The sequence below is a fragment of the Streptomyces sp. NPDC051211 genome, from assembly GCF_040689505.1.
Taxonomy (GTDB): domain Bacteria; phylum Actinomycetota; class Actinomycetes; order Streptomycetales; family Streptomycetaceae; genus Streptomyces.
In genome coordinates this window covers 25,034-37,723 of the sequence record NZ_JBFBAV010000057.1, presented here as the reverse complement: position 1 = coordinate 37,723, position 12,690 = coordinate 25,034, and the positions used below count along the sequence as shown (strand labels likewise).

14 protein-coding genes are annotated in these 12,690 nt (G+C 73.4%); 7 read left to right on the top strand and 7 right to left on the bottom strand.

Annotated elements, in window-relative coordinates; genetic code table 11:
- Nucleotides 1-116: 116 nt before the first annotated feature.
- The 3 genes from AB0447_RS33100 to AB0447_RS33090 are packed head-to-tail and all read right to left on the bottom strand — an operon-like array spanning nucleotide 117 to nucleotide 1,369.
- On the bottom strand, nucleotides 117-371 hold the full coding sequence (locus AB0447_RS33100) for a hypothetical protein (RefSeq protein ID WP_366480598.1): 255 nt from the start codon (nucleotides 369-371) through the stop codon (nucleotides 117-119).
- Entirely contained in the window at nucleotides 368-802 is a 435-nt protein-coding gene (locus tag AB0447_RS33095; RefSeq protein ID WP_366480597.1) for a sigma factor-like helix-turn-helix DNA-binding protein, read from the bottom strand. Before AB0447_RS33095 ends, AB0447_RS33100 begins: the two co-directional genes overlap by 4 nt.
- Nucleotides 803-835: 33 nt before the next feature.
- Entirely contained in the window at nucleotides 836-1,369 is a 534-nt protein-coding gene (locus AB0447_RS33090; protein WP_366480596.1) for a MarR family transcriptional regulator, read from the bottom strand.
- Between the two features lie 441 nt (nucleotides 1,370-1,810).
- Here AB0447_RS33090 and ilvA point away from each other — a divergent pair, with 441 nt between their 5' ends.
- From ilvA to AB0447_RS33075, 3 genes are all read left to right on the top strand, one after another.
- A complete protein-coding gene (gene ilvA / locus AB0447_RS33085; protein WP_366480595.1) occupies nucleotides 1,811-3,043 on the top strand; it encodes a threonine ammonia-lyase in 1,233 nt (410 codons plus the stop codon).
- Nucleotides 3,044-3,210: 167 nt separating this feature from the next.
- Nucleotides 3,211-4,233, top strand: a complete 1,023-nt coding sequence (locus AB0447_RS33080) for an ATP-binding cassette domain-containing protein (RefSeq protein ID WP_366480594.1) — start codon at nucleotides 3,211-3,213, stop codon at nucleotides 4,231-4,233.
- Between the two features lie 20 nt (nucleotides 4,234-4,253).
- Nucleotides 4,254-5,096 carry an ABC transporter permease gene (locus AB0447_RS33075; RefSeq protein WP_366480599.1) on the top strand — a complete coding sequence of 281 codons (843 nt, stop codon included), beginning with the start codon at nucleotides 4,254-4,256 and terminating at the stop codon, nucleotides 5,094-5,096.
- Nucleotides 5,097-5,222: 126 nt separating this feature from the next.
- On the opposite strand, the gene greA is transcribed toward AB0447_RS33075, so the two are convergent.
- Nucleotides 5,223-5,720, bottom strand: coding sequence for a transcription elongation factor GreA (greA, locus tag AB0447_RS33070; RefSeq protein ID WP_366480593.1), 498 nt, complete (start codon nucleotides 5,718-5,720; stop codon nucleotides 5,223-5,225).
- A 175-nt stretch (nucleotides 5,721-5,895) separates the two neighbouring features.
- Nucleotides 5,896-6,132, bottom strand: coding sequence for a zinc-binding dehydrogenase (locus AB0447_RS33065; RefSeq protein WP_366480592.1), 237 nt, complete (start codon nucleotides 6,130-6,132; stop codon nucleotides 5,896-5,898).
- On the opposite strand from AB0447_RS33065, the gene AB0447_RS33060 reads away from it, so the two are divergent.
- Both AB0447_RS33060 and AB0447_RS33055 read left to right on the top strand, forming a co-directional pair.
- The gene (locus tag AB0447_RS33060; RefSeq protein ID WP_366480590.1) at nucleotides 6,132-6,509 is read left to right on the top strand and encodes a CGNR zinc finger domain-containing protein; all 378 of its coding nucleotides are present in this window, start codon (nucleotides 6,132-6,134) and stop codon (nucleotides 6,507-6,509) included. The genes AB0447_RS33065 and AB0447_RS33060 overlap by 1 nt on opposite strands.
- Nucleotides 6,506-6,880 (top strand): hypothetical protein, encoded by a 375-nt coding sequence (locus AB0447_RS33055; protein ID WP_366480589.1) that lies wholly within the window; start codon nucleotides 6,506-6,508, stop codon nucleotides 6,878-6,880. The genes AB0447_RS33060 and AB0447_RS33055 overlap by 4 nt, the downstream gene beginning before the upstream one ends.
- Nucleotides 6,881-6,942: 62 nt before the next feature.
- Here the strand turns inward: AB0447_RS33055 and AB0447_RS33050 are convergent, their stop codons facing one another.
- On the bottom strand, nucleotides 6,943-7,356 hold the full coding sequence (locus AB0447_RS33050; RefSeq protein ID WP_366480588.1) for a DUF4307 domain-containing protein: 414 nt from the start codon (nucleotides 7,354-7,356) through the stop codon (nucleotides 6,943-6,945).
- Between the two features lie 94 nt (nucleotides 7,357-7,450).
- Between AB0447_RS33050 and mca the strand changes: the two genes are divergently transcribed.
- Together mca and AB0447_RS33040 are read left to right on the top strand one after the other, a co-directional pair.
- Nucleotides 7,451-8,332 (top strand): mycothiol conjugate amidase Mca, encoded by an 882-nt coding sequence (mca, locus tag AB0447_RS33045; RefSeq protein WP_366480587.1) that lies wholly within the window; start codon nucleotides 7,451-7,453, stop codon nucleotides 8,330-8,332.
- Nucleotides 8,333-8,334: 2 nt separating this feature from the next.
- Entirely contained in the window at nucleotides 8,335-8,574 is a 240-nt protein-coding gene (locus tag AB0447_RS33040; protein WP_366480586.1) for a hypothetical protein, read from the top strand.
- Between the two features lie 225 nt (nucleotides 8,575-8,799).
- On the opposite strand, the gene AB0447_RS33035 is transcribed toward AB0447_RS33040, so the two are convergent.
- The gene (locus tag AB0447_RS33035) at nucleotides 8,800-12,672 is read right to left on the bottom strand and encodes a tetratricopeptide repeat protein (protein WP_366480585.1); all 3,873 of its coding nucleotides are present in this window, start codon (nucleotides 12,670-12,672) and stop codon (nucleotides 8,800-8,802) included.
- Nucleotides 12,673-12,690 lie beyond the last annotated feature (18 nt).

Sequence of the window (12,690 nt, the reverse complement as noted above, 5' to 3'; positions counted from 1 at the left end):
ACGGCGTGGGGCGCCGCGCCGCAGGGCACGGCGTGGGGCGCCGCGCCGCAGGGCACGGCGTGGGGCGCCGCGCCGCAGGGCACGGCGTGGGGCGCTGCGCCACAGGAGTGGGCCGGCTACCAGCCCTCCAGGGGTGGGGCGATCTGTTGGGACGGGGGGACCCAGGGTTCCGTCAGGACGGCCCAGACCGTGAAGGCCACCGCCGCCGTCACCAGCAGCCACCACCCCAGCCGCCGCCAGACCCGCCGCCGCCGAAGCAGTCTCGCCCCGCGCGTCGCAGCGGACGAGGCGAGGTCCGGCGGCACCGCCGGATGCGGTCCGTCCAGCATCCGGCGGACGTCGAGTTCCTTCCGGTCGGGCGCCGCGCTCATGCCGCTGCCGCCGACCGCAGCGTCGCGATCGCCCGCCCGCGCAGCGCACGCACCCGCTCCACCGGAAGCCCCAGCTGCGCAGCCGCCTGCCCTTCGGCCACGCCCTCGTACACCGTCAGTACGATGACCAGCCGCTGCTGCGGCCGCAGCCGGGACAGCGGCCCGCCGCGGCTGCGGTGGTGGCGCCAGGCCGTGCGGGCGAAGGCGGCGCACAGCTCCTGCCGGGTGTGGTCGTACGGATCGTCGCCCCGCAGCCGCGGCCAGTCCGCGAACGTCCGGGCCAGCGCACCGGCCAGCAGCTGCCGGGCGGCCGCACTCTCCCCCTCGGGCTCCGCCGTCAGCAGCATGGCGACATGCAGCAGCCGACCCGCCGCCCCCGCGACGAACGCCTCGAACTCCCGGTACCCCGGGCGGATTTGGTGCCCGTTCACACAGTCATAGTGCGGGCAGCCGGCCCGCCCGGGTCAAGAGGTCGGACCGCCCTCGGAGGCTGCTCCCATCAGGTCCGACAGCGACAGGTTGAAGCGGGTGAGCAGGGCGGTGAAGGACTCGCGCTCCTCCTCGGTCCAGCCTTCCGTCACCCGGGCCATCAACTCGCGGCGCGAGGAACGTACTTCCTCCAGCCGGGCGAGGCCGCGCGGTGACAGGGCGAGGACCACGGCCCGGCCGTCCTCGGGGTGCGAGGTGCGCTTCACCAGGCCGGTGTCGACCAGCGGCGCGACCTGCCGGGTCACCGTGGAGGAGTCGATCCCCATGCCGCCGGCCAGCGCCTTGACGCCCATCGGGCCTTCCAGGTCGAGGCGGTTGAGCAGCAGGTACGCGGCGCGGTCCATCGAGTTGCGGGCCTGGCCGACGCCGCCGAGGCGGGTCTGCTCGGCGCGGCGGGCGAAGAGCGCGACCTGGTGCTGCAGTGCGTCGAGGAGGCCTGCTCCGGCGGGAGTACCGTCGGGCGCGGCGGGCGACGCCGGCAGATCGGGATTGGCCGGGGTGGAGGACATGGCCGTGGGCTCTCTTCGCGTGGGGCCGACAGGGATGGGGGACAGCGTACGCGGCCGGACTGTGGCCCGTATGCGTCGTGCCGGAACTGGCGGTGCCGGATCCGGCACGGAAGGCAGGCCCGCCGGTCCCGGGCCGTGCCGGGGGCAAGTGTGCGGCAGTTCGCCCCTGTCGCGTACGACGTTCCGCATGGCGAGATCCGGCCAGGGGGACGCTGAAGGGGGATGGCCGGGTGGGGCGCTCCACCAGGTGGGATGGCCGGGCGAGAACCCCAGGGCGGCCCTCGCATCCGGGCGCCGCTTGGCCTGGACCGCGCGCGACCCGCCACCCGGCCGCGGCCGCCCGCCGCCCGGCTCGTCGCCCCGGCAGGGCCGCGTCGGCCTGCCCCGCCGCCCCGATCGGCGCCCCGCGCCGGGTCCCGCGGGGCCTGCCAGACTTGCGGCATGAGCTACCGCGTGCCCCAGCCCGTCCCCCAGGTGATCCTCGACGACGTCCGGGGGGCGCAGAAGATGCTGTCCGGGGTGGCGCGGATGACCGCCATGGAGGGCAGTCGGCACCTGTCCGCGCTCACCGGCTCCCCCGTCCACTTCAAGTGCGAGAACCTGCAGCGCACCGGCTCCTTCAAGCTGCGCGGAGCGTACGTACGGATCGCCGGCCTGCGCCCCGAGCAGCGCGCCGCGGGGGTGGTGGCGGCGAGCGCCGGCAACCACGCGCAGGGGGTGGCTCTGGCCTCCTCCCTGCTCGGGGTCCGCTCCACCGTGTTCATGCCGCTCGGGGCCCCGCTGCCGAAGGTGGCCGCGACCCGTGAGTACGGCGCCGAGGTGCGGCTGCACGGCCATGTCGTGGACGAGACGCTGGAGGCCGCCCAGGACTACGCGGACCGGACCGGGGCGGTGTTCATCCACCCCTTCGACCACCGCGACATCATCGCGGGCCAGGGCACGGTCGGCCTGGAGATCCTGGAGCAGTGTCCGGAGGTGCGGACCATCCTGGTCGGGATCGGCGGCGGCGGGCTGGCCGCCGGCATCGCGGTCGCCGTCAAGGCGCTGCGGCCGGACGTGCAGGTGATCGGGGTGCAGGCGGCGGGTGCGGCCGCCTACCCGCCCTCGCTGGCGGTCGGCCACCCGGTGTCCATCGACAACCCGAACACCATGGCCGACGGCATCAAGGTGGGCCGCCCCGGCGACGTGCCCTTCAGGATCATCGACGAGCTGCTGGACGACGTCCGCACGGTCTCCGAGGACGCGCTGTCCAGTGCCCTGCTGCTCTGCCTGGAGCGGGCCAAGCTGGTGGTGGAGCCGGCCGGCTGCAGCCCGGTGGCGGAGTTGCTGAGCGAGCCCGAGCGGTACGGCGGGGGCCCGGTGGTGGCCGTCCTGTCCGGCGGCAATGTGGATCCGCTGCTGCTCCAGCGGATCCTGCGGCACGGCATGGCCGCGGCGGGCCGCTACCTGTCGCTGCGGCTGAGGGTGGCGGACCGGCCGGGGGCGCTCGCGGGACTGCTGGGTGTGCTGTCAGTGGTGGATGCCAATGTATTGGACGTGAGCCATGTCCGGACCGACCCGCGGCTGGGGCTCACGGAGGTGGAAGTGGAGCTGCACCTGGAGACCAAGGGGCCGGAGCACTGCACGGAGGTCGCGCGGGCCCTGCGCGGCGCCGGCTACCTCGTCATGAGTTGAGCCGAGTACCGGCGCACCGCGAGCCCGTGTGCCGGGACGTGCGGAAGCGAAACTGCCGCGCGGTACGCGATATAGCGCGATAGCGTGTCGCTCACTTGGGTGCACCCCTGGGTACCGCCCATACGATTTGCGTAGGAAACACCCGAATCACGCTGGGAGAATTCCATATGCCAGGCGCGATCTACGCCGAAGGTCTGGTGAAGACCTTCGGCGACGTACGGGCCCTGGACGGGGTGGACCTCGATGTCCCCGAGGGCACCGTCCTGGGCCTGCTCGGCCCCAACGGAGCGGGCAAGACCACGACCGTCCGGGTCCTGACCACCCTCCTGCAGCCCGACAGCGGCAAGGCCACCGTCGCCGGGATCGACGTACTGAAGCACCCCAACGAGGTCCGGCGCTCCATAGGCCTGTCGGGCCAGTTCGCGGCCGTGGACGAGTACCTGACCGGCCGCGAGAACCTCCAGATGGTCGGGCAGCTCTACCAGATGAGCTCCAAGGCGGCGAAGGCACGCGCGGAGGAGCTGCTCGAACGGTTCAACCTCACGGACGCCGCCGACCGCACGGCCAAGACGTACTCGGGCGGTATGCGCCGCCGCCTCGACCTCGCGGCCGCGCTGGTCGTCCGCCCTCCGGTGATGTTCATGGACGAGCCGACCACCGGCCTCGACCCGCGCAACCGCCAGGCCCTGTGGGACGTCATCGAGGAGCTGGTGGCCGGCGGCACCACGCTGCTGCTCACCACCCAGTACCTGGAGGAGGCCGACCGGCTGGCCCACGACATCTGCGTCGTCGACCACGGCAAGGTCATCGCCCGCGGCACCTCGGACCAGCTCAAGGCCCAGACCGGCGGCGAGCGGGTGGAGGTCGTGGTGCACGACCCCGCGCACATCGCCACCGCCCGCACCGTGCTGTCCGGCTTCGGCAAGGGCGAGACCACGGTCGAGGAGCACACCCGCAAGCTCACCGTGCCGGTGAGCGGCGGCGCCAAGCTGCTCGCCGAGGTCATCCGCGACCTGGACGGCCAGGGCATCGAGATCGACGACATCGGCCTGCGCCGGCCCACCCTCGACGACGTGTTCATCTCCCTCACCGGCCATGCGGCCGCGCTGACGGAGGAGGAGAACGGGGACCAGGCGGCCGACCGGGCGGCCCGGGGCGGGCGCAAGGCGCGGAAGGAGACGGCCAAGTGAGCATCGCCAACGACACGCACGTGACCGACTCGCCGGTCGCGCCGCGCCCGCGCGGCGGGGTCGTCCAGTCCGTCAACGACTCGCTGGTCATCGCCAAGCGCAACCTCATCCGGATGTCCCGCATCCCCGAGATGATCATCTTCGGTGTGATCCAGCCGGTGATGTTCGTCGTGCTGTTCAGCTACGTCTTCGGCGGCTCGATCAGCGTGGGCGGCAGCACCTCGCCCCAGGACTACCGGGAATTCCTGATGGCGGGCATCTTCGCCCAGACCGTCACCTTCGCCACGGCCGGTGCGGGCGCGGGCATCGCCGACGACATGCACAAGGGCCTGATCGACCGGTTCCGGTCGCTGCCGATGGCCCGCGGCGCGGTGCTGACCGGCCGCACCCTGGCAGACCTCGTCCAGACCGCCCTCACCCTGGTGGTGCTGGCGGTCGTCGCGCTGATCGTCGGCTGGCGCACCCACGAGCACCTGGGCAAGGTGCTGGCGGGCTTCGCCCTGCTGCTGTTCCTCGGGTACGCGTTCTCCTGGATCGGGGCGCTGATCGGCCTGTCCGTCCGTACGCCGGAGGCGGCCACCTCGGGCGGGCTGATCTGGCTCTTCCCGCTGACGTTCATCTCGAACGCGTTCGTTCCCTCGGAGAACATGCCGTCCTTCCTGCGGCACATCGCCGAATGGAATCCGTTCAGCGCGACCGTGCAGGCGGCCCGCGAGCTGTTCGGCAACCTGCCGCCCGGCTATCCGACGCCGGAAGCCTGGCCGATGCAGCACCCGGTGATCGCGTCGATCCTCTGGTCCGTCCTGATCATCGTGGTCTTCCGGACCTTGGCGGTCCGCAAGTACCGCTCGGCCACCGCCTGACCGGCCACCGCCCGGCCGGCCAGTGCATGGCCGGCCAGTGCATGGCCGGCCACTGGCCCGGCTGTGCGAAAGCCCCCCACCGATCCGGTGGGGGGCTTTCGCGTTCCGTCGTGTGCGGAGGGGTGATCAGCCGGTGAAGGGCTTGACGTCGAGGATCCTGACGGACGCCTTCCGGCCGTTCGGCAGCTCGTACTCGGCGTCCTCGCCGATCTTCTTGCCCATGACGCCGGTGCCCAGCGGGGACTGCGGCGAGTACGTCTCGAAGGCCGAGGACGCGTACTCGCGCGAGGCCAGCAGGAACTCCATCGTGTCTTCCGGGTCGCCGTCGAAGGCGATGGTCACGACGGTGCCGGGCGCGACGACACCGTCGGACGCGGGCGCCGTGCCGACCTTGGCGTTCTCCAGGAGCTGGGTGAGCTGGCGTACGCGGAGCTCCTGCTTGCCCTGCTCCTCCTTGGCCGCGTGGTAACCGCCGTTCTCCCGGAGGTCACCCTCCTCGCGGGCAGCCGCGATCTTGGTGGCGATCTCCGTACGTGCGGGACCAGACAGGTACTCCAGCTCGGCCTTGAGCTGGTCGTACGCCTCCTGGGTCAGCCAGGTGACGTTCTCGCTCGTCTGGGTCACAGGTGCTCCTCGTCGGTACAGGGGACTTCATGGCCGCGCACGCGATGGGCGGTGCGGGCGAAACCACGAGCCTAACAATTCGGGAAGAAAAGGGGGAGGACACCGTGTGTATGAAGTGTGTCATTGCCGATCGTCGCCCGGTCAGGGCCCCGGTCAGCGCCCGGTCAGCGCATGGTCAGCGCATGGTCAGCACCACCTTTCCGCGGTTGGCGCGCTGCTCCAGACGGGTGTGCGCGGCGGCCGCCTCGGCGAGCGGGAAGGTCGCCTCCACCGGGACGCGGAAGGTGCCGGCGGCCACGTGTCCGGCGATGGTGCGGAGGTCCTCGGCCGGGTCGTAGCCGTGGTCCAGCCGGTTGGTGAGCTGGAAGCCGTGGATGGTCAGGTTCTTCGGGTAGAAGTCGAGCGTGTTCAATGGCCGGCCGCGAGCCCGCCCCGGCCGACCTCGCCGAGCTCAACGCTGCCGCCGCCCGCCCCGACCTGGCCCCGCAGCTCACCGCCGAGGGCGCGGTGCACTGGCACGCCGAGCGCGCCGTGCCCGCGGCCCTGGCGACCGTGGCCCGGGACGCCGTACTCCTGGCCGGAGGCCCGCTGCTGAGCCGCGTCAAGGAGTGCGAGCGCCCCGAGTGCTCGCTGCTCTTCCTCGACGACTCGCAGGCCCGGCGGCGCCGCTGGTGCGCGATGGAGCGCTGCGGCAACCTCGCGAAGATCGCCGCCTATCGCTCCCGGCGGGGCGGGGAGAAACTGGACGGGAAGGGGGGTCCGGACCGACCGGCAGTGGAGGAACCATGACGGCAACGACCAGGGAGCAGGCTCCGGTGGCCTTCAAGAACGACGAGGCGGAGCTGCGGACCCGGGAAATGGGCGGAGACTTCAGCGTCGCGTTCGTCCGGTTCGCCGCCGGCACGGACATGGCCCCGGCCTTCCAGGGGCTGCCCGACGACCTGTGCCCGTGCCCGCACTGGGGCTACGTCCTCAAGGGCAAGGTCAAGCTGCACAACAAGGACGGCAGCGACCAGGTGTACTCCGCGGGCGAGGCGTTCTACTGGGCGCCCGGCCACGCGCCGCTGGCGGTGGAGGACTGCGAGTACATCGACTTCTCGCCGACCAGGGAATTCCAGGAGGTCGTCGACCACGTCTCGGCGGCGGTCGCCGGAAAGTAGCGCCCTGGCCCGCCTCGGCCCTCCAGCCCTCTGGCCCGGTGGCTCTCCAGCCCCGTGGCGCTTCAGCCGGCCGAGCCGGCCGCCTGGCAGCCCACCAGCTCGATCATCGTCGCCCGGTTCGTGGTCTTCAGGGTGACCATCTCGTCGACGCGCTGCTCCGGCCCGTCGAAGGTGAAATCGGCCCGGCCCACTTCGCCGTGCTCCTTGTCCTGGGAGCTCAGCGTGCAGACACCGGTGACCCCGGCCTCCTTGCGGATCTCCAGATGGACCTTCACCTCGGAGTCCGAGACCACGTCGTACTTGATCACCTCGGCGCTGACGCTCTGCCCGGCCACGTAGTCCCAGCCGATCCAGCCGACCACGCCCAGCAGGGCCGCACCCAGCACGGATCCGACGATCTTGAGCTTCCGGTCGGCACTTTCGTCCGCGGAACGGCCGTACCGGCCCTCGGGCAGGCCTTCGCGCACCGAGCTCATGATCGATCCTCTCCTCCGGGGCCCGGAATTTTCCGTCCCCCGATTCGGTCACTATAGAAGCCGCCGTTCGCGCCGAATCACAGAGGATCCTGTCTTGACCGAGCAGCTTCGACTGATGGCCGTCCATGCCCACCCCGACGACGAGTCGAGCAAGGGTGCGGCCACCATGGCCAAGTACGTGTCCGAGGGGGTGCCGGTGCTCGTCGTCACCTGCACCGGTGGTGAGCGCGGCTCGATCCTCAACCCCAAGCTCCAGGGCGACAAGTACATCGAGGAGAACATCCACGAGGTCCGCCGCAAGGAGATGGACGAGGCCCGCGAGATCCTCGGCGTCGAGCAGGAATGGCTCGGCTACGTCGATTCCGGCCTGCCCGAGGGCGACCCGCTGCCCCCGCTGCCCGAGGGCTGCTTCGCCCTGGAGGACGTCGACGAGGCCGCCGGCCGCCTGGTGCGGAAGATCCGCGCGTTCCGCCCGCAGGTCGTCACCACGTACGACGAGAACGGCGGCTACCCGCACCCCGACCACATCATGACCCACAAGATCACGATGGTGGCCTTCGACGGCGCGGCGGACACCGAGAAGTACCCGGAGGCCGAGTTCGGGCCCGCTTACCAGCCGCAGAAGCTCTACTACAACCAGGGCTTCAACAAGCCGCGCACCATCGCGCTGCACGAGGCGCTGCTGGAGCGCGGCATGGAATCCCCCTACGGGGAGTGGCTGGAGCGCTGGAAGGAATTCGAGCGCAAGGAGCGGACCCTCACCACGCACGTGCCCTGCGCGGAGTTCTTCGAGATCCGCGACAAGGCCTTGATCGCGCACGCCACCCAGATCGACCCGGACGGCGGCTGGTTCCGCGTCCCGATGGACGTCCAGAAGGAGGTCTGGCCCACCGAGGAGTACGAGCTGGCGAAGTCGCTCGTCGACACCTCCCTCCCCGAGTCCGACCTCTTCGCGGGCATCCGGGAGAATGCGTAGCTATGAGCGCTACGCAGGCAGCAATCACCCAGCTCCTTCCGCTGGCCGGCGACACCTTCGACAAGAACAAGGTGACGCCCGGCATCCTCGGCTTCATCGTGTTCGCGGCCCTCGCCGTGGGCGTGTGGGCCCTGATGAAGTCGATGAACCGCCACATGGGCCGCGTCAACTTCGACGAGACCCCGGCCCCGGCCCCGGTCCCGGCCCCGTCCGCGCCGGCGGACAGCAGCCCGAAGGGCTAGGCGTACGCATACGCAGGGCATACGCCCTGCTCGAGCCCGTCGCCCCCGCCCGGAAACGGGTGGGGCGGCGCGCCGTGCCCGCACCGGCACCGGCACCGGCCTCGGTCCGCACCGGCCTCGGCCCGGTCTCCGGCCTCGGCCCGGTACGGCCTCGGCCCGGTCCGGAGCGATCCGGCCCGCTCCGGCCCGGTCCGGTTCCGGAGCACACCCGGACCCCGTGGACGGTCACGCGGACCGGGTCCCCACCGGGACGCCCATGATCTCCCGGGAGTGCCGGTTCGGGACCATCTGCAGGCGCCACGCCTGCCAGCCCTCCGCCGGATCCACGCCCCGCGCCAGGATCAGCGCGTACGCCTCCGCGCAGTCCTCCAGACGGGCGTCCCGCAGCGGATGCGCGGCAGCCGTCAGCTCGGCCAGTTCCGCGGTGGCCGCCTCCGCCTCCCCGGCGTACGGCAGGATCGTGCAGCGCAGGAAGCGGGCCCAGTCCTCGCCGCGACGGTCGCCGTACGAGGTGAACAGCCCGGCCGCCTCCTCGCACAGCACGAGCGCCTGCGGGATCCGGCCGTTGCCCGCGTCCACCACCGCCAGCTCCAGGCAGGTCCACCCCTCCCCGTGCGCCAGCCCGATCCGGTGGAAGTCCGCCCGCGCGTCCACCAGCAGCTGCCGCGCGAAACCGGAGTTCCGCAGGTTCCCGGTCTGGGCGGCGCGCTGGTCGCGGGTCACCCGGCCCGAATGGTGCCGGGCGCACGCCAGCCCGTACACGTCCCGCATCCGCGAGAACATCGCCCGCGCCCGCTCCAGCTCCCGCACCGCCTGGTCCCGCTCGCCCCGCTCCTCCAGGGCCTGCCCCAGGTAGTACTGCGACCACGCCTCCCCGCGCGCGTCCTCCGCCTCCCGGTGCCGCAGCTGCGCCTCCCGCAGCCGGTCCGCCGCCGCCGACGGGTCCCCGGCCACCAGCCGGGCCCGGCCCAGCTGGGTCAGCGCCCACGCCTCACCGCGGGCATCGCGGGTCCGCCCGTACCGGTCCAGCGCCAGCCGGAACTCCTCCTCGGCGGCCGGCACGTCGTCCATCCGCAGGTACACCTGCCCCCGCTGGAAGTGCGCCCATGCCTCCCCGTGCACACTCTCGCTCTCCCGGTGCAGGACCAGGGACTCCTCCAGCAGCGACAGCGCCTCCGCCAGATGCGCCAGGTCCCGCTCCACCGCCGCCAGCGCGTGCAGCGCCCACGCCCGGTCGCCGGCCAGCTCCTCCGCCGCCTGCATCGCGACCGCCTCGCGGATCTTCGCGCTCGCCTGCGGCAGATGCCCCTGGTGGTGCAGGGTGATCCCCAGCGAGACCAGCGCCCGGGCCGCGCCCGCCTGCTGGTTCGCCTCCCGGAACCGGTCCACCACCTCCGTCAGCGTGGTCCGCGCCTTGTCCAGCTCGCCCAGCTGCCGCGCCGCGATACCGGTCCGCCACTGCACCGAGCGCACCAGCAGCCCCTGCCCGGCCTCCACCGCCTGGGCCAGCTCGTTGATCTCGCCCAGCCGGTACAGGTCCCCGCGCAGCAGGCAGTAGTCGCACAGCGCCCCCAGCAGATCCAGCACCGCCCGCTGGTCCACCCCCTCGGTGTGCCGCAGCGCCGCCGTGATGAAGCTCGACTCGTCGTCCAGCCACCGCAGCGCCGCATCCAGCGAACCGAAACCGTGCCCGCCGAACTGGTTCGCCCGGGTCGAGGTCTTCCCGTCGACCATCCGGATCACCGCGTCGGCGAGCTGCGCGTAATTGCGGATCAGCCGCTCGTGCGCTGCCGCCAGCACCTCGCGGTCGCTGGTCCGCAGCGGGCCGTTCCCCGCGTACGAACGGACCGTGTCGTGCATCCGGAACCGCTCGCCCCGCACCCGGTCGATCAACCCGGCCCGCCACAGCTCCTCCAGCGCGCGCAGCGCCTCCGGCTGCGGTACGTCGAGCAGCGCGGCGGCGGCCGCCGCCCCGAGCGATGCCCGCCCGGCAAGCGGCAACCGCCTCAACAACCGAGCGGCCTGCTCCCCCAACCCCCGCTCGGCAATCCACAAAGCCCGCTCCACGACACCGCCCGCACTGGCCGTGCCGCCCGCACCGCCCGCACCGGCCTGGCCGTCCGTGCCGATCGCGCCGACTGCTCCGGCCTGGCCGGCCGTGCCGTCCGCACCGCCCGCTCCGGGCGCACCGGCCGTGCCGGCTTGGCCGTCCGTGCCGATCGCGCCGACCTGGCCGGCCGCGTGGCCTGCACCGGACCCCCCGGCCCCGCCGCCCACACCAGGCGGGCCGCCTGCGGCGACCTGGCCGGCCGCGTGGCCTGCACCGGGCCCGTCGGCCCCGCCGCCCACACCAGGCGTGCCGCCTGCGGCGACCTGGCCGGCCGCGTGGCCTGCACCGGACCCCCCGGCCCCGCCGCCCACACCAGGCGTGCCGCCTGCGCCGGCCCCGCCGGCCCGGCCGCTCCCACCGCCCTCCCCGCGCATCGCCTCCGCCAGCTCCGCGGCATCGTGCCGGGCCAGCAGGGGCCCCAGCAGGCGCAGTGCCAGCGGCAGTCCGCCGGCCGCCTCCGCGACGGCCCGTTCGGCGTCGTCCGGGGCGGCTTCGCCGCCCGGGCCCGCCGGAGCCGCGGAAGCCGCAGAGCCCGCAGAGGCCGTCGGAGCCGCGGAACCCGCAGAGGCCGTCGGAGCCGCGGAACCCGCAGAGGTGGCCGGAGCCGCGGTTGTCCCGGGCGTCCCGGCCGCCCCCGGCGTCCCGGCCGACCCGGGGGTCCCGGCCGACCCGGGGGTCCCGGCCGGACCTGGGGTCCCCGGACCTGGGGTCCCCGGACCCGGGGTTCCCGCCAACCCCAGGGTTCCCGCCAACGCCAGGGCTCCCGGTCCCGGGGCTCCCGCCCGGATCAGCTCCGCGGCCTCCGTCGCGCCCAGCCGCTCCACCGCCAGGTGGTGCACCCAGGCCGGGGTGTCCGGAGGCAGTTGCAGGGGCTCCCGGCAGGTCACCAGGACCAGGGAGTCCGAGCGTTCCGGCAGCAGCGCCCGGACCTGCTCCGGATCCACCGCATCGTCCAGGACGACCGCCACCGCCAGCCCCTGCACCTGCTGGTGGTACAGCTCGCCCAGCCGCCGCAGCTGCTGCTCCGCCGACGACCGCTCACGGAACAGCAGCTGCTCGCGCGGCGCCCCCAGCCGGTTCAACAGGTGCAGCAGCGCCTCCCGGGTCGGCAGCGGAGCCTCCCCGCTCAGCACACCGCCCCGCAGGTCCACCACACAGGCACCCCGGTACTGGTCCCGCAGCTGATGCGCCACCCGCACCGCCAGCGTCGTACGGCCCACCCCCGGCTCCCCGTGCAGCATCACCACCACCGGCCGGGTCTCCGTACTGGCCCGCCCCGCCTGCACCCACTGGGCGATCCGGGTGAGCTCCGCCCGGCGCCCCGCGAACCCGCCGGCCGGCTCCGGCAGTTGCCCGAAGCTCTGCTCCAGCACCGTGCGCCGCCGCGCCTCCGCGCTGCGGTCCGACCCGCGCAGCTGTGGCGCGGCCGGCTTCACCGCGCGCGAGGCCCGGGCCGCGGCCGCCACCTTCCGCTGCTGCTCCAGGAACGGTCTGATCCCGCGCACCTCCAGCGCCGACAGCCACTGGAGCCTCAGCTGTTCCGGGCCCCCCGGCTGGCCCAGCGCCCCGGCCCGCCGGTGTGCGGCCGGCAGATGCGCCGCCACCACCTTCGCCACCGTCGCGGCCGCCCCCGCCACACCGGTCACCGCGCCCGCACCGAGCGCCGCACCCGCGCCCACCCCCAGCGCCAGGTCCACGCCGAAGGCGGCCGCCGCGGCAACTGCCGCCACCAGCAGCGCCGTCGAGGAATTCCCGCGCCGGAACGCCTCCCCGAGCGACTCCTCCCCGGCAGCCGCCGCGTCCAACGCCCGTACGTACGCCTCGTACTCCACCGAGGCACTCGCGGCCAGCGCGTCCAGAGCCTCCCGCGCCCGCCCCAGCAGTGCCGCCCGGTCGATCGCCGGGCCCGCCGCGCCGGCCCGCTGCATTTCTTCGTCGACGGCCCGGACCAGCAGCCGCTCCGCCTCGCTCCGATGGCTGTCCCGCATCAGCATCCCCCTCCGAGC